Genomic DNA, 16365 nt, shown 5'->3' with positions numbered 1-16365 from the left:
AGTATTTTGCCTTCGTCTATAAAAATGACGTGGAAAATTTCCACGTCATTTATCGGAAACCACGTACCCTGATTACAACTTTTCATGTGTAGGGCGAATCATCATCTCACTTACGGCTACTTCAGGCGGCTGTTCAATGGCGAAGCAAATCGCACGGGCAATGTTTTCGGCTTCAATTGCATCTTTGTAAAGCTCATCAAATGCCGCTTTTAGTTTCGTATCCGTAATCGTTTCCGTTAATTCGGTACTAATTGCTCCCGGCGAGATAATGGTTGTACGAATGTTGTTGCGGGCCTCTTCTTTACGGAGACCTTCCGTAATCGCGCGTACGGCGTATTTTGTCGCACTATAAACCGAACTCGCAGGCCATACTCCATAGCCGGCAACGGAAGAAAGAGTAATAATATGACCTGATTTTCGTTCTCTCATGGATGGAAGGACAGCCGTAATGCCATAAAGGACGCCTTTAATATTGACATCAATCATCGTATTCCATTCTTCAATTTTTTTCTTATACAGGAACGATTGAGGCATGACGCCTGCATTATTCACTAAAACATCGATTTTCCCAAACTCTTTCAGAGCATACTCCGCTAACTCCTCCATTTGTTCATGCGAAGTCACATCGGTCACTTTGTAAATAGCTTGTCCGCCATTCTTTTGAATCTCTTCTTGCAGTTTCTGTAAACGTTCTTCACGGCGGGCTGCCAGTACCACCTTCGCCCCTTTAGTTGCAAGGTCTTTTGCGGTTGCTTCCCCAATCCCGCTGGAGGCACCTGTAATGATAACTACTCGATCTTGAATAGTAGACATTCTGGGTAACATCCTTTCTGATCTTATTTTTTGTCAACCAAACAAATCACCTGTTTTATGACCCTTTTCGGCTATTATCAGTTTAACATTTCCAAGCGTGAACATGAGGACGGATCCTGTTATTTGAACCAGGAGAATCGACTCTATAGTGTCCATTAGCGGTGAGGATTGTCAGTTTTTCCATAAAATTTGGAGCACTTTTCGTAGTAATTATTCAAGGCAAACCAAAAAATAAATAATGATATAATTCCTAATCCGATACTAATTATTCTACTGATATTGGTTATAACCATCATGACATCAATAGACAATGAAATAGTTACGAGTGAGATTGTTATTGCATTCCTTAGTACTCTAAATGATGAGAATTTCTTTTTGAACTTATCAATTATTGGCAGCGGGTTCAAATGATGATTTTCCATCCTATTCATCTCCATTCGAGTATTTTTAAAAAGATTAAGAACGTATAAGTTTTAGACTTCGAGAATTGTCTAGCGCAAGCAGCCTAGCCCCTCGAGGTCGTAAGCCGATCCGCCAAGAAGGTTAAAGCGCAACCTTCTCGTCGGCTCGTCTTACGCTATGCCTGAGGCTGATCAAGGCGCTTGCGCTTTTCTAAAAATTATACAAATAAATAATTACAGTTACTATCTAATAGGAGAAATGTTTACATTATTAATAAAAAGTTAACAAAAGAAGAACCAAGGAGACCATGAGGATGAACATTGGGGAGGGTCCCTGCGGCTTTATGCTGATAGAGAAAAAAGTGCCAGATATCTTCTTTGGTGGAAGGTACCTGGCACTTTTTATAGAAGGGGTTTGATTAAGCTGTTGCTATTGGGATTGGAAATTCCTATGGACTCAGCCGAAAATTTCTAGCATTTTGGACAAGCTCATGATGTTTGCCCTTGCAAGAATGCATATCTATCATACTTTATAATAAGTCCACATTTTGAAAGGAGGGACTTTTAGTGCAATTAAATTATGAAAACGCACAGCGTTTAGTAGGCGAATTGGTTCGTTTTAGAAAAGAAGACGGAGAATGGGCGTTAGGCAAGGTCGTAGAAGTTAGACAAGATGGAATGGAAATTGTTGAATTCAATCCTTCTTATAAAAATGAAGGTTATGGATATGGTTTTTGGGGATCCTGTTTCATTCCATTTTGCTGGCCGATTTTTCCATTTTGTTGGTGGTAATCTCTTTTTGAGGTGACTCAAGAGGTCGTTGAATGACAATCTTTTGGGCCAGTTTTTTTATTGTATGGGTACAGCAGAAGCATACTCTACTTTTAGATAACATCCCGTGAAAGGATTTTCTATCCAAGTTTTCGACAATTATCTTACATCTTTTCTTGAATAAATCTATATATTAGAAGGGCTTGCTCAATTTCTAATCAAACGTTTGTGTGGAAGCCCGGTTTGTCGGAACTAATATAATTTTAAGACATAAAGTCATTTTTGATAGTTTGGGAGATTAATCGGGAAAAGGCTAAATAAAATTATCGACAAAAAATTTCCCCGGAAACTAGACTATGTTCGTTTTTCATATGGGCTTGTCGTGGTTTTAATCAAAGGTTTGATTGGAAGGAAGGTGTTAGGATGCTGTCGATTTTTAATATATTTAGAAAAAAAATAGTACCCATTAGAGTACTGTTTTCGGTTATATCAGAATAAAAGTTAACCGATACAAGTCACTTGAACGGCTTGTCCGGCTCTTAAGTGAAAGGTAGGAACCCGAACATTGAACTGGTTTCCGCATCCAATTCTGATGATAATGGGGCCTGATGTACAAGTGATATCGACAAATTGACCCCTTTGCAAACAAAGGTGAAGACTTGGTTATTTCGAATCTGCATTCTCGTGTTTCTATCTAGTAAGGGTGCAGGTCCCGTCTCAAGCAAAAGGGTGGTTCACCTAGTTAGTGGAAGAAGCTAAAACAAGGTACATAAGGTAAAAAATAAAAAGGAAAATAACCACAATATGTTAAATTAATATTATTATGAGTTTATTTACTACTTTTCTTAAAATGATATTTGTTTCAAGTGGAGAGATAGTTTATGGTAACCGTTGAATATGGAACAGAGGTGATAGTATGCTTCCCAATAAAATAGTAATTTTATCATAAATAAAAAGTGGTATTCTTATTTAAGAAGTCTGTTAATAAAAGTATGACAGGGTAGGGTGATTTTGTGAGAACTTTTTTTGCAATCTTTATTATATGTATCTTGGCATTAACTGGGTGCCAAAAGGATGAAAAGCAATATGAAAAAGGCAAATTAATTTACGAAGGCACTGTGAATAGCAGAGGAGAAAGAGATGGTTCGGGGAAACTTTATGACCCTGAGACAGGTAAAGTGATTTTTGATGGTATGTTTAGAAACGGTTTAAAGTTAAAAGGGACAATGTATGACAAGAATGGTAGAAATCCACATCCATATGAAGAATAAAAACTTACAAATATATGAAGAAGCATCAAGGTATGTTGAGTCTAAATTTACTTTTCACTCTTTGTAGTATAACAATTCTTCATACTGTAAATAATTTACATTTATATAAATAATGAAGAATTCCTTTCGGGGGTCGAAATGATAAAAAAATTCATTCTTGTATTTTTGTTAGTTGTTATTATAGGTATAGGAATTACAGAAAAAAACACGCTTTTTCTAATGATTATTCAGGGAGGGCCCCACGCAGTCGTGTTCAGCCTGCTGTTACTGTCTTTATGCGTGTTTTTTCCAATCATCCCGTTCCCCGTAACATCGGGTACCATAGGAGCGGTTTTTGGCCCGCTGAAGGGAAGTATCATTACCCTTACAGGATCCATGATTGGAACCATCTTACTCTTTTTCCTTACAAGGTATGGATTTAGAAATTGGGCTCAACAAAAGTTGAAAAGATATCCTAAAGCACAAGCATATGAAAAACAGCTTAAAGACAAGGCGTTTATGACAATTTTTATTGCCCGATTAATTCCGATTATACCTGCACCAGTCGTGAATATTGGATGCAGCTTAAGTACGGTTAATTGGAGAGTCTTTGTTATAGCTTCTATAATAGGAAAAATCCCCAATATATTATTTTTGTGTTATGCAGGAGCAAACTTCCAGCAAAATATGTTGTTTTCTGTTTCCATGTATGGTTTTTACTTTGTTATTATTTTAGTCATTAACATTGTTTTGTTTTATCGGAAGTTACCTAAAACGAAGTAGCATTTAAATTCTAAAGAATATTTCACCAGAAATTACTGCTATTATGATTAGAATATCTATAATAATTAGTACGATTACAAGATGTTTCATATAATAAACATCCTTTCGTCCTTTTTTTAATTTAGGCTGTTTTCGTAAAGTTTGTTGTTAATGAACAAAGTGGTTGATTGGAACGTAGGGATGCTCGCTTTCCGCGGGGCGGGCGGTGAGCCTCCTCGGAGCAACGCTCCTCTGTGGTCTCACCTGTCCCGCTGCTCCCGCAGGAGTCTCGCACCTTCCGTTCCAATCAACTTCTTGATTAACATTTTGCCCTTTCAAAACCTACTACAAAAACAACAATCCTTGAGAAAAGAGCCTTAATTTTAATACTTATTATAAATTAAATGATGAACCATGTGGAAGGTTCTCATGGCTTTTTTGGTCCACGAAATTAAAAATAGACCAAGAGGACCGTCCCCGTGGTTCTCCTAAAAAAGAGAAATATAGTATAATATTCCCATAAATAACTAAAAGGTAGTGTGATAAGCACTGGTATTAGCAGGTGGCGGTTGAAGGAGTTTGGTGTAGATTAAATATCAAAGCTGTTTCGGGTTAGTTTTAGCTTTTTTTTTGGGGGGGGTGGAAAGGGTTTATTTTGACAACCTTAATAGGTTTTGTTTTAGCAAGAGCTTACAGCATAACCGGATCTTTACTTTTTCCAATCATTCTTCACATCATCATCGATTTACGATCATTCCTATCCTCTAAAAAGATTCCAAAAGGAAATGATGTGGATATAACTTAAACAACAAATTGATTATTTATGACATAGTTATACAAAAGTGCCGGGTATCTCCTTTGACGGAAGGTACCTGGCACTTTTTTAGAAGGGGTTTGGTTAAGCTATTGCTTTGTCCTAGCAAATTTATTTTAGATCAAACAGATTAACAAATTATGAACAAAACATTACTATCGTATTAAAAATAAATACCAATTAAAAATCTAATTGGAAATTCCCCTTTTATTGGGGGAAGGGGTCGTTTTGCATAATATCAACAAATTTTAGGTGGATATTAACACAATTTTTGATTATATCAACACTTTTGACCGGATATCGACATATCAAGGCTCTTGACGACCGAAGAGCTTTTTTTAGAAATGCGTTATTTAAAAAGTCTGTGGAAGTATTGCACTCTTAAGCGTTTTTAGTTCTTTTAACCTTTCTTGGATGAACTCAACTTGATCTTGGGTGATAATAAAATCGTTAAGACGATCCTCAAAATGAGCAATTCGACTATCTAACTCCTCTATCGTAATGCTATCAGGATTCTTCATAAACCTAACCACTCCTTTTATTTTCATGTATAAATTTAAATACCGCCATTACATATAAATATGTTCATAAATTTTAGTTGATAAATTTCGTGAATTGCTTAAATTAATAATTTTCAATAGCATGTAAACTATATAAATATTACTATAAATTTTATGTATAAAGAATTGATAAAATTCCAAAAAATTCGACATTATGGTTGATGATGTCGAAAACTAAAAATTATAAAATAAAGGTGTTAACATGTGTAATAACTTACAATTAAAAGGGAAAGAGCAAGGGCCTTTATAAATAAGTGAATCCAATTATTTTAAGGAGAAGAAAAAAATATGGAAAAAAAGAAGATTCTCTTAGCCTTACAGGGCGGAGGGGCGCATGGAGCTTTTACATGGGGAGTTCTCGATCGATTGCTTGAAGAAGAAAGCTTGGAAGTTGCGGCTGTATCGGGCACGAGTGCGGGGGCGGTTAACGCAACTGTATTGGCCTATGGATTGACGATTGGAAACAGGCAAACAGCGCAGGAGATGCTTGACTTATTTTGGCGTAAAAACGCTGAATCGGGAATGTTTTCTCCTTTTCAACCGACATGGTTAGATCGTATGGTGAGTCCTGGTAACATGGATTTCAACCCAATCTATCAATCATGGGGAATCATCACTTCATTCCTCTCCCCTTATCAGCTTAATCCTTTCGATTTTAACCCGCTTAAGAATACACTGAATGAAATGATTGATTTTGAGAAGGTACGTAACAATCAGAAGATAAAGCTTTTCTTATCGGCAACGAATGTAAGGACCTCACAAGTTAAAGTGTTTGATACTGATGAAATTACAGTCGATTCCGTCCTAGCCTCAGCGTGCTTGCCGCAAATCTTTAAAGCGGTTGAAATCGATGGAGAGCATTACTGGGACGGTGGTTATGTAGGGAATCCTGCTCTCTATCCTCTGTTATGGGAGCATGATTGTAATGATTTAATGGTTGTTCAAATTAACCCGACCAATTACCCCAAGCTCCCGACAACTGCTCATGACATCGTTGATCGTGCAACCGACATCGGTTTTAACTCTAGTTTAATGCGTGAAATACGCTTCATTAATGGGTTAAATCGACTTGTCGATCATGGATTTGATTACGATGGTCAATTGGAGAAGGTCAATATTCATTTTATTAATACGGGTGAAGGGTTGAACCATTTAAATGGTTCTAGCAAATTGAATGTTTCGTGGGATTATCTCACTTACCTGCATGACTTCGGCCGAAAAAATGCTGATTCATGGATCAAGGAAAATTACGATAAAATTGGCGTGGAGTCCACATTTGATGTTGAAAAGTTTTTTGGTTCGGATTCCCCTGAAGCCCTAACGTCAAAATTTCCTGGCAGGAAAAAAGTCCGGCCATTTGATTGCTTTTTCCAATGAGTGGACCATGCTGATATTTGAGCATGGTTCCTTTTCTTAGGTAGTGCAGGGGAAGGAACATTGACTTGTCTGCAAAATGAAATAACAAGAAGTTAGAACGGTAGCTAAATTCCTTCTAACTTTGGGAAAATATTATCAATATTGCCAAAGTGGTAAGTTGAATAATCACTATGTTTTACAGCGTACCTTGGCAAAAATGAAAATAAATAAAGAATTTTAATATTAAAAATGTAGATTTTATAAGGTTTACAGAATTGGCATAATTTTTGCATATAAAGATTTGTATACCACTAATAGGAAGAGATAAAAACGGCAGCATTTCAGATTAACTTAAATTTGGAGGCGTATTAATGAACTATTCATCAAAACTAGTAAAAGTAAATAAAGATCCGGGGCATGGCTCACACATCTCTCCTGTTTATATGACTTCAACATTTGTTTTTGATAATGCAGAAGTAGGAGCACAACGCTTCGCAGGAGAAGATCCAGGATTTATGTATTCACGCCTGGGAAATCCAAATGTCAGAGAACTGGAAGAGAAGGTAGCGGAATTGGAATTTGGTGAAGGCTGTTTGGCTTTCTCATCTGGAATGGCTGCCATAACTGGTTGCCTTTTTGGTGTTTTGCAGGCAGGAGATCACGTTGTTGCACACACAGCGTTGTATGGGGCAACGCACGCATTTCTAAGCAAAACGGTAAAGAAATTTGGAATTGATGTAACATTTGTACCGTTTAAGACAGGGGAAGAGCTTGAATCACACATTACAGATAGAACGAAAGTGGTCTACTTTGAAACCCCCTCTAATCCTACGCTTTCCTTAGTAGATATGAAGAGTGTAGCGGCGATCGCTAAGCAAAAGGGGATCTTGACTGTTGTTGATAATACGTTTTTGTCCCCATATTTACAAAATCCTATTTTATGCGGCATTGATATTGTCGTCCACAGTGCAACAAAATATTTGTCTGGTCATGGGAATCTTATTGGCGGACTAGTGATTTCAAGCAAGGAAATTATTGATCCGATGAGAAAAGAAGTGCAGAAGACTATGGGAGCAAATTTGGCCCCTATGGATGCCTGGCTTCTCTGTCAAGGGATACGTACATTGCATATTCGCATGGATCGCTCACAAGAAAATGCACAAATTTTGGCTGAACGCTTGGAAAAACATAAGGCTATAGAGGAGGTTTATTTTCCAGGGCTGGCAAGTTTTGAAGATAAAAATATCATGGAGAAACAAATGAAAGGTCCTGGAGCAATGATTTCTTTTGTCTTGAAGGGGGGATACGAGGCAGGTGTTAAACTTATGAATTCAGTAAAACTGAGTACTTTAGCAGTTTCACTAGGGGATGTAGGTACATTAATTCAACATCCAGCTTCGATGACACATGCAATCATCCCTAAAGAAGAAAGAGAAAAGGCAGGTCTCTATGATGGACTCGTTCGTTTTTCGGTTGGAATTGAAGATGTGGATGATATTTGGAAGGATCTCGAAATGGCATTACAATAACGGTGCGGCTTGAGGAATTTGGTGAGTGTTAAGGTTAAATATGATTTGGAAAAATCTAACTAAATAAAGAGGGTGTATAAAATGCTAAACCCATTGGCATTAGAATTAAATCATATCATTGAAGAACAGAATAAACCAGTTTATGAGATGTTTTCATTGTTGGGAAAATCTTTGTATTTCCCAAAAGGGATTGTCAGCCAAGCAGGAGAAGCAAGGGGGAAAGCGGACCGATTCAATGCAACAATCGGGATGGCTACGGAGGAGGGACAACCCATTTATATAGATGTGATTCATAAAAACCTCTCCGCCTACGATCCGAAAGATCTGTATCCCTATGCACCACCTGCAGGAAAACCGGAACTACGTGAGGTTTGGAGAAAAAAGCTTTTAAAGGATAATCCTTCGCTTGAAGGAAAGGAATTTGGCACCCCGATTGTGACGAGCGGGCTGACACATGGCTTGAGCATCGTAGCCGACCTGTTTGTGGAAAAAGGCGATTCGATTATATTGCCGGATAAATATTGGGATAATTATCAGATCCTCTTCAACGTCCGTCACGGCAGCGAGACCCTAACCTATCCTTTATTTACGAAAGCAAACGAATTTAATGTAGAAGGGTTACTTGAGGCCCTTTTATCCTGCAAGAATGGAAAAGCGATTCTGGTGCTTAATTTTCCGCATAATCCTACTGGGTATACTCCTACGGAGAAAGAGGCAGAAGGAATTCTTGAGACAATCAAACAGGCGGCGGATCAAGGGATTAACATTGTTGCTGTTATGGATGATGCTTATTTTGGATTATATTATGAAGATTCAATCAAGGAATCTCTATTTGCCCGTTTAGTGGGATTACACCCGCGTGTCCTCCCGATTAAAATCGATGGGGCAACGAAAGAAGAGTATGCCTGGGGTTTTCGTGTTGGGTTTCTCACATTTGGAATTGGAGACCCTCTGGTTTTAGAAGCTTTGGAGAAGAAGGCGATGGGCTCCATTCGAAGTACCATCTCATGCAGTCCGCATCTTTCCCAAACGATCATTTTGGATGCCTTGTTAAATCCAGAATTTGAAATGCAACGTAACGAGAGAAATAAAATAATGGAAGACAGGGCCAAACGAGTCAAAGAGATCTTAGCAGACAGGAAATATGCGGATGAATTCGAACCCTATCCCTTCAACTCAGGATATTTCATATCACTTCAAATTAAGAATGTCGATGCCGAAACACTAAGGGGCCATTTGCTTAATCAGTATGGAGTGGGAACGATCTCCCTTGCTGAGACGGACCTTCGGATTGCCTTTTCCTGTGTTGAATTAAACGATCTGGATCGCCTTTTTGAACTGATCTATCAGTCTTGTAAAGAATTGAATCAATGTTATATAAATCTATGACATTTCAGAAAGTTTTCCATCACTCTTTTCTTTCATTTATATATAACTAGCCTTAAACTGAGGCTACAGGGGGCGATTTTATATGAATCTAGCACAATTTCCTAGAAAGCGATATACACCAACCTATACACCTATTGAAAAATTACCACATTTATCTAAAGTTCTTGGGGGCCCTTCCATCTATATGAAACGGGATGATTTACTTGGGTTGACGGCTGGCGGAAATAAAACGAGAAAACTAGAGTTCCTTGTTGCAGATGCTGTGGAAAAAGGCGCGGATACATTAATTACCTGCGGAGGCATTCAATCCAATCATTGCCGTTTAACGCTGGCTGCTGCTGTTAAAGAGAATATGAAGTGCATTCTTGTATTGGAAGAGGGGCTTTTAACCAATTCTGAACCGGATTTTAACGGGAATTATTTCTTGTATCATTTGCTGGGCGCTGAAAAAGTCAAGGTTGTGCCGAATGGGACGGACTTGATGAAAGAAATGCAGCAAGTATCGAAAGAGGTTACAGAAGAAGGACATACACCCTATATCATTCCGGTCGGGGGATCGAATCGTATTGGGGCAACAGGATATGCTGCTTGCGCTCAGGAGATTTTGGCACAGTCCTTTGATCAAGGAGTCTCGATAAAGACGGTCGTTTGTGTAAGCGGAAGCGGTGGAATGCATGCAGGTTTGGTGACGGGCTTTTATGGAAGTCAAAGTAATATACCGGTAATTGGAATCAATGTAAGCAGGAGTAAGGAGGAACAAGAAGAGAAGGTTTTTCAGCTTGTTAAAGAAGCTTCAGCACATATTGGCATCACAAGTTCAATCCCCCGCGCGCAGGTTACCTGTTTTGATGAGTATGTCGGACCAGGCTATGCTATACCCACGCCTGAAATGGTTGAGGCGGTCAAGCTTATGGCAAGAACAGAAGGGATTTTGCTGGATCCAGTCTATACTGGTAAAGCTGCAGCGGGACTGATTGATTTAATTCAAAAAGGCTTTTTTCATCCGGAAGATAATATTTTATTTGTGCATTCTGGCGGCTCCTCGGCGTTATTTGCCCATACTTCGCTCTTTCAATGAGTTTTTGTCACTCAAACATCTGAAAATTTTATCAACTTTCGGAAAAATATTCTCATTATTGAGAAATCTAGTATAATCATTTATAACGTATATAAAGGGAAAACAGAAAAAATGGCAAAACAATGGGGGTTTTGCTTTTTTTCGTACATAGTTTTTTGAAAATTAAAAGTTGGCTTGAAAATTGCAAAGAGATATAGAACAGTGAAAATATTAAAAGCATTCTGAGTTCATAGGAGGGAGAAAACATGAGGGGTATCACTCAAAATGAGGAATTTATTCAACTATTTTCAGAGAACCTTACTGCGGTACTTGGTTTTGATATCACCATACTTGATCGAAACGGTAATCGGGTCAGTGGAACAGGAACTTATCAACAACAAATTGGCAGCCCCGCACCTGATGGCTCCTTGTTGCGGGCTGTAATGAAGACCGGCAGACCCGATATGACCTATGATGTCATAAAAAATGAATCCCATTGTATGGGCTGTAAATTTTTTAAGGAATGCAAAGAGACAGCAACCATTGGTTATCCGATAGTCAAGGGAAGTGAAACATTAGGAGCAATAGGTCTAATGGGCTTTTCAACGGAACAAAAAGAAAAGATGATCGAAAATGCAGAATCACTCAAGGAATTTCTCCAACATCTAAGTCTTGTAGTAGAATCCCAGTTAATCTCACAGAATAAAAGATTCCAAGCACAATGCAATTTATATGAAGATACATTAAATTCTAATAAAGTCATTACGTTTGATAGTTTCATCAGCAATAATGAGGATATGAAAGATGTGATCCGTAAAGCGAAGCGTATCGTAAATAGCACAGCAAATGTTTTAATTAGAGGCGCAACGGGAACCGGGAAAGAGGTATTGGCAAAGGCGATTCATTATGAAGGGAATCGGAAAAACCACCCCTTTATTGCGGTTAATTGTGCCGCTATACCGGAGAGTTTACTAGAAAGTGAATTGTTTGGCTATGCGGGCGGGGCTTTTACCGGGGCAAACCGGGAAGGAAAAGCAGGGAAGTTTGAGCTGGCGAATAATGGAACCCTCTTTCTTGATGAGATAGGGGATCTCCCTCTTTCCCTGCAGCCAAAACTTCTTAGGGTATTACAGGAAAGACAGATTGAAAGAGTGGGAGGAAACAAATCACTGCCTGTAAATGTTCGAGTGATAACAGCAACACATCGCAATTTAGAAGAAATGGTTCAAAACGGTTCGTTCCGCGAGGATTTATATTATCGAATCAATGTGATACCCCTCCATACAAAGTTATTGAAGGAGAGGAGGGATGACATTCCCTTCTTTCTCCAATACTTTATTTGTAAGTATTGTTCAATCTTAAACCGTCCGTATATGACAGCAGATCCACAATTAGAACAATGGCTGCTCCAATATGATTGGCCCGGGAATATTCGGCAGTTAGAAAATGTTGTGGAGTATATGGTGAATATGGCAGAATCGGATGTGCTTGGCCTTCATGATCTTCCGGATTATTTGTACCAATGGCAGGCACCAATTCATACCGGGGGCTTAAGTTTAGATGAGATGGTGGCCGAATATGAAAAATCTATTATCCAAAGTTTCTTCCTGTGTGGTCAGGCTCGAAAAGATAAAGAAAAAGTAGCGGAAGAATTGAAAATTAGTTTATCGACCCTTTATCGTAAGCTAGAACGATACAATCTAAAAGTTTTATAACTTCACTCTAAGATTGCAAATTTCATTTGCAATCTTTTTTTGTCTTTATAGATGGTGGTAAGGGTTGTTTTTTGAAAAATTAAAAAAATATTTTCGAATTTGAGAAACGAAGAACAGTACGTAACGGTAGGTTTTTACTAAAATCATCGCGGAAATGATAATTTCGCATCTTATTTGGAAGTAGGGAATGTTGAATTAACAAGGATTTTATTTTGGCACAACTCTTGCATAATAAATAATCGAAAAGGAGGAGGTGGAGTCAATTTGAAAAGGGTAGGTATTGAAGTGAAGTTAATTTACTGAATATTAGGATGATATAGAAAAATCAAACTAGTAATCTGCAAATCATCCATTTTTTTAAACATATAGGGGGGAAACTATTTATGAAAAAGAGTTTTATCATTATCGCTTTCTCGATACTCGTAGCATTTGTATTATCTGCATGCGGAAATGCCGAAAAGCAGACATCCAGTCAACAAGGCAAACAGGCAGATGAGAGTAAGAATTTGCTAGAGCAAATTAAATCGAGCGGAACCATTAAAATTGGAACAGAAGGAACCTTTGCACCTTTTAGCTACCATGATTCTTCAGGAAAGTTAACCGGTTTTGATATTGAAATCGCGGGGGAAATAGCAAAAAGACTTGGTGTAAAACCAGAATTCGTTGAAACCCAATGGGACGGTATGTTCGCAGGACTCGATTCAAAACGGTTCGATATGATTGCCAATAATGTAGGGATTACTCCTGACCGCCAGAAAAAATACGATTTTTCAGTGCCGTATATTTTGTCAAAACCTTTCTTAATTGTTCTCAAGGACAATCATACGATTAAATCATTTGAAGATTTGAAAGGAAAAAAATCAGCTCAGACATTAACTAGTAACTATAAAGATATAGCAGCATCTTATGGTGCTGAGATCGTTGGAGTAGAAGGTTTTAATCAATCTATGGATTTATTACTTTCTAAACGTGCGGATGCGGTGGTAAATGACGGACTCTCCTTCCTGGATTTCAAAAAGCAAAGACCTGATGCACCGGTTAAAGCAGTAGCAGAACTTGATAAGCCGGCAATAATGGGAATCATGATGAGAAAAGGGAATACAGAATTGGTAGAGTCCATAAATAATGCGCTTTCCGGCATGATGAAGGATGGTAAATATTTAAGTATTTCAAAAAAATACTTTGGAAAAGATGTTTCAAAATAAGGAGGGGTCTACATGTTTGCTGATGAAAGAATGGACCGAATGGTTGACATCATTGTAAATTCCTTTTTCCCGATGTTAAAAGCTGGGGTTGCATTTACAGTTCCCTTGACATTAGTATCCTTTTTTCTGGGACTCCTACTTGCTTTACTTACGGCATTAGCCCGAATCTCCGGAATTAAACTTCTAGACGGTATTGCAAGATTTTATGTGTGGGTGGTTAGAGGAACACCTCTGCTTGTTCAGTTGTTTATCATTTTTTATGGCCTTCCGAGTATAGGAATCACGATTAGCCCCCTTCCTGCAGCGATTATCGGTTTTACGATTAGTGTTGGCGCCTATAATTCAGAGATTATTCGTGCGGCTATACTCTCCATTCCCAAAGGTCAATGGGAGGCAGCTTATTCTATTGGGATGAGCTATCCGCAGGCATTAAAAAGAATTATTCTCCCTCAGGCAACAAGAGTATCTGTACCCCCTTTGGCAAACAGTTTTATTAGCTTGGTAAAGGATACATCGTTGGCTGCTACCATTACGGTGACTGAAATGTTTAGAGTTGCTCAGCAAATTACTGCAACAACCTATGAACCATTGCTACTCTATTGTCTAGCAGGATTTATTTATTTGATTTTCAGTACAGTTCTATCTAACGCTCAAGGACGTATGGAAAAACGGCTTGATCGTTATGTGGCGGGCTAATTTGATAGGGGGAAATATAAATGATTGAAATAAAGAACCTGCATAAACAATTTGGACAAACAGAGGTTTTAAAGGGAATCGATCTAAAAATTGAGGAAGGCAATACAGTATGCATTATTGGGCCATCGGGTTCAGGGAAAACAACCATGTTACGTTGTCTGAATTTATTGGAAACGCCTACAAAAGGGACCGTTAAGCTTGGAAAGTTTTCTTTGGATTTTCAAGAAAAAAAACCAGTTCCAAAAGATCAAGTGATTAAGTTCCGTCAACAAACAGGTATGGTTTTCCAAGGTTACAATTTGTTCCCTCATATGACTGCACTTGAAAATGTTATGGAAGGTCTTGTATACGTTCGTAAACAAGACAAGGAAGCCTCTCGTAAGAAGGCTCTTCAATTGCTGGAAAAGGTAGGGTTATCGGAACGGGCGAACCACTATCCATCCCAGCTATCCGGCGGACAACAGCAACGTGTAGGAATCGCACGGGCGATGGCAATGGAACCTGAAGTGCTTCTTTTTGATGAACCTACTTCCGCGTTAGACCCTGAGTTAGTAGGTGAGGTTCTAAAGGTCATGAAAGAACTTGCTAAAGAAGGAATGACCATGGTTGTAGTGACACATGAAATGAATTTCGCGCGTGAAGCAGCGGATAAAGTAGTATTCATTGATAAAGGTGTAATCGTTGAAGAAGGAACACCACAACAAATTTTTGAACATACAGGGCATGAACGGACATTACAATTTCTAAATAAACTTTGTTCATAGGAAAGGCTAAAGATTGCAATTCTGAATTGCAATCTTTTTTGAATTATTAAGCCATACTTCTGGAGAGTTCTATAAAGTGTATAAAGCCAATGCACATGTAATACCCATAATCATTTACTTATTTACCTTTTATCCTTATCAATCATTTTTAAGTATCTGTATACACTAGGTTCAGATATATTCAATAACTCAGCGACTTCGGATACGGCACCTTTTAATTGGAATATTCCTTTCTTGGATAACTGTTTTATGATCTCTATTTTTTGCTCCTGCTTTAGGGCAATGTTCGGATTTAAAAAAGATGGGTCGACGATTGAGTGTACAACCTCTTTAATAGAATCTGAAAAATATTCGATAATTTCATGATCATGGAGTTCTTCTTTTTCTGCTTTATTTGAAATAGCCGTTTCATCTACTATTGGGCTAATCATGTTTAGTTGAATTTGAACTAAATCTAGAATATCATTGGTAATTTTCTTATGCTTACTAGAATCAAAATTGATACAAAGCATTCCAATTAATTCATTATTTTCATCTTTAATAAAATAAGTAGAACCTCGAATTTCTGCACCTAATTTTGTAAAGCCTTTATAATTTGTTACATAGTCCTTATCTAGATATGTTTTGTCTTTCATCATTTTAAGTGCAAGTCCTGTTAATGGCGCATTGACTGTTCGGCCGCTAATATGATTATTAGCGATGGCCCCAACATAAGAATTGCCTTTCTCAATAATGTGTAAAATCACTTCATAGTTTTCTCCAAGGACTTTACCCAAAAATTCCACAAGTTTTTTATAGTGATCTATAATTTCCTTTTTCTTAACTTTTTTATTCATTTTATTACTCCTTATTAACAATAATAGATTTGTATAATTGCCTTAAAAAAATCAAAAGGAAACAGATATGAAGATTCAATCTATTCATTATAAAAGCTTAACAATATTTGAATAAATTTTCCAGATGATGAATGATATTCAACGAAATAATACCAAGGATTCATATATGAATAATAGTATAACTTCGGGGTTTTAGCTATATTTTCTACAAATCTTTTAAGATATAATTATAATTTAAAAAAATTTCTCAACATTATAAAATTTTATTGCAATCGATTTATCTGAATAATATAATATTATCATAATAATAAAAAATTATTAAGGGATGTGTTTATAATGGAAAAATATCCAAAGGCAATTGGACCTTATTCTGTATACCGTAAAACAGGTAATTTGATTTATACGTCTGGGCAGCTTCCAATTGACCCGGAAAGAAACGAATTTCCC

Annotated in this window: 15 protein-coding genes and 1 pseudogene; 13 read left to right on the top strand and 3 right to left on the bottom strand. The window is 37.6% G+C overall.

Going from position 1 to position 16365, the window contains the following annotated elements; all coding sequences use genetic code 11:
- Positions 1-72: 72 nt before the first annotated feature.
- Positions 73-813 carry an SDR family oxidoreductase gene (locus tag BIV60_RS19775; RefSeq protein ID WP_071357434.1) on the bottom strand — a complete coding sequence of 247 codons (741 nt, stop codon included), beginning with the start codon at positions 811-813 and terminating at the stop codon, positions 73-75.
- A gap of 968 nt (positions 814-1781) precedes the next feature.
- Here BIV60_RS19775 and BIV60_RS19765 point away from each other — a divergent pair.
- The 4 genes and pseudogenes from BIV60_RS19765 to BIV60_RS31035 form a co-directional block, all read left to right on the top strand.
- Positions 1782-2006, top strand: a complete 225-nt coding sequence (locus BIV60_RS19765; RefSeq protein ID WP_071357432.1) for a hypothetical protein — start codon at positions 1782-1784, stop codon at positions 2004-2006.
- 992 nt (positions 2007-2998) lie between these two features.
- On the top strand, positions 2999-3256 hold the full coding sequence (locus tag BIV60_RS19760; RefSeq protein ID WP_071357431.1) for a toxin-antitoxin system YwqK family antitoxin: 258 nt from the start codon (positions 2999-3001) through the stop codon (positions 3254-3256).
- A 138-nt stretch (positions 3257-3394) separates the two neighbouring features.
- Positions 3395-4018, top strand: a complete 624-nt coding sequence (locus BIV60_RS19755; RefSeq protein WP_071357430.1) for a TVP38/TMEM64 family protein — start codon at positions 3395-3397, stop codon at positions 4016-4018.
- 625 nt (positions 4019-4643) lie between these two features.
- Positions 4644-4802: pseudogene (locus BIV60_RS31035) on the top strand (CPBP family glutamic-type intramembrane protease); the annotation flags it as partial.
- Positions 4803-5164: 362 nt separating this feature from the next.
- Here the strand turns inward: BIV60_RS31035 and BIV60_RS29805 are convergent.
- Positions 5165-5332 carry a hypothetical protein gene (locus BIV60_RS29805; RefSeq protein ID WP_177177346.1) on the bottom strand — a complete coding sequence of 56 codons (168 nt, stop codon included), beginning with the start codon at positions 5330-5332 and terminating at the stop codon, positions 5165-5167.
- A gap of 327 nt (positions 5333-5659) precedes the next feature.
- On the opposite strand from BIV60_RS29805, the gene BIV60_RS19750 reads away from it, so the two are divergent.
- The 8 genes from BIV60_RS19750 (at position 5660) to BIV60_RS19715 (ending at position 15082) form a co-directional block, all read left to right on the top strand.
- Entirely contained in the window at positions 5660-6748 is a 1089-nt protein-coding gene (locus tag BIV60_RS19750; RefSeq protein WP_071357429.1) for a patatin-like phospholipase family protein, read from the top strand.
- A 350-nt stretch (positions 6749-7098) separates the two neighbouring features.
- A complete protein-coding gene (locus tag BIV60_RS19745; RefSeq protein WP_071357428.1) occupies positions 7099-8256 on the top strand; it encodes a trans-sulfuration enzyme family protein in 1158 nt (385 codons plus the stop codon).
- 81 nt (positions 8257-8337) lie between these two features.
- The gene (locus tag BIV60_RS19740; protein ID WP_071357427.1) at positions 8338-9645 is read left to right on the top strand and encodes an aminotransferase class I/II-fold pyridoxal phosphate-dependent enzyme; all 1308 of its coding nucleotides are present in this window, start codon (positions 8338-8340) and stop codon (positions 9643-9645) included.
- An 82-nt stretch (positions 9646-9727) separates the two neighbouring features.
- Positions 9728-10723, top strand: coding sequence for a D-cysteate sulfo-lyase (gene cuyA, locus BIV60_RS19735; RefSeq protein ID WP_071357426.1), 996 nt, complete (start codon positions 9728-9730; stop codon positions 10721-10723).
- Between the two features lie 245 nt (positions 10724-10968).
- Positions 10969-12417 carry a sigma-54 interaction domain-containing protein gene (locus BIV60_RS19730; protein ID WP_071357425.1) on the top strand — a complete coding sequence of 483 codons (1449 nt, stop codon included), beginning with the start codon at positions 10969-10971 and terminating at the stop codon, positions 12415-12417.
- 383 nt (positions 12418-12800) lie between these two features.
- Positions 12801-13622, top strand: coding sequence for an amino acid ABC transporter substrate-binding protein (locus BIV60_RS19725; RefSeq protein ID WP_071357424.1), 822 nt, complete (start codon positions 12801-12803; stop codon positions 13620-13622).
- Positions 13623-13634: 12 nt separating this feature from the next.
- Positions 13635-14318, top strand: coding sequence for an amino acid ABC transporter permease (locus BIV60_RS19720; RefSeq protein ID WP_071357423.1), 684 nt, complete (start codon positions 13635-13637; stop codon positions 14316-14318).
- 20 nt (positions 14319-14338) lie between these two features.
- Entirely contained in the window at positions 14339-15082 is a 744-nt protein-coding gene (locus BIV60_RS19715) for an amino acid ABC transporter ATP-binding protein (RefSeq protein WP_071357422.1), read from the top strand.
- 122 nt (positions 15083-15204) lie between these two features.
- Here the strand turns inward: BIV60_RS19715 and BIV60_RS19710 are convergent, their stop codons facing one another.
- Positions 15205-15918 (bottom strand): helix-turn-helix transcriptional regulator, encoded by a 714-nt coding sequence (locus BIV60_RS19710; RefSeq protein ID WP_071357421.1) that lies wholly within the window; start codon positions 15916-15918, stop codon positions 15205-15207.
- A 336-nt stretch (positions 15919-16254) separates the two neighbouring features.
- Here BIV60_RS19710 and BIV60_RS19705 point away from each other — a divergent pair.
- A partial coding sequence (locus tag BIV60_RS19705; protein ID WP_256218479.1) for a Rid family hydrolase occupies positions 16255-16365 on the top strand: 111 nt, incomplete at its 3' end.

Source organism: Bacillus sp. MUM 116, from assembly GCF_001866655.1.
Classification (GTDB): domain Bacteria; phylum Bacillota; class Bacilli; order Bacillales; family Cytobacillaceae; genus Neobacillus.
The sequence above is the reverse complement of the archived record's forward strand: the minus strand, read 5'-3'. Positions and strand labels throughout refer to the sequence as shown.

Bases quoted from the DNA above. Each gene is read 5' to 3' on its own strand.
- BIV60_RS19775 (WP_071357434.1), bottom strand. From the start codon at position 813: ATGTCTACTATTCAAGATCGAGTAGTTATCATTACAGGTGCCTCCAGC.
- BIV60_RS19755 (WP_071357430.1), top strand. From the start codon at position 3,395: ATGATAAAAAAATTCATTCTTGTATTTTTGTTAGTTGTTATTATAGGT.
- BIV60_RS29805 (WP_177177346.1), bottom strand. From the start codon at position 5,332: ATGAAGAATCCTGATAGCATTACGATAGAGGAGTTAGATAGTCGAATT.
- BIV60_RS19750 (WP_071357429.1), top strand. From the start codon at position 5,660: ATGGAAAAAAAGAAGATTCTCTTAGCCTTACAGGGCGGAGGGGCGCAT.
- BIV60_RS19745 (WP_071357428.1), top strand. From the start codon at position 7,099: ATGAACTATTCATCAAAACTAGTAAAAGTAAATAAAGATCCGGGGCAT.
- BIV60_RS19740 (WP_071357427.1), top strand. From the start codon at position 8,338: ATGCTAAACCCATTGGCATTAGAATTAAATCATATCATTGAAGAACAG.
- cuyA (WP_071357426.1), top strand. From the start codon at position 9,728: ATGAATCTAGCACAATTTCCTAGAAAGCGATATACACCAACCTATACA.
- BIV60_RS19730 (WP_071357425.1), top strand. From the start codon at position 10,969: ATGAGGGGTATCACTCAAAATGAGGAATTTATTCAACTATTTTCAGAG.
- BIV60_RS19725 (WP_071357424.1), top strand. From the start codon at position 12,801: ATGAAAAAGAGTTTTATCATTATCGCTTTCTCGATACTCGTAGCATTT.
- BIV60_RS19720 (WP_071357423.1), top strand. From the start codon at position 13,635: ATGTTTGCTGATGAAAGAATGGACCGAATGGTTGACATCATTGTAAAT.
- BIV60_RS19715 (WP_071357422.1), top strand. From the start codon at position 14,339: ATGATTGAAATAAAGAACCTGCATAAACAATTTGGACAAACAGAGGTT.
- BIV60_RS19710 (WP_071357421.1), bottom strand. From the start codon at position 15,918: ATGAATAAAAAAGTTAAGAAAAAGGAAATTATAGATCACTATAAAAAA.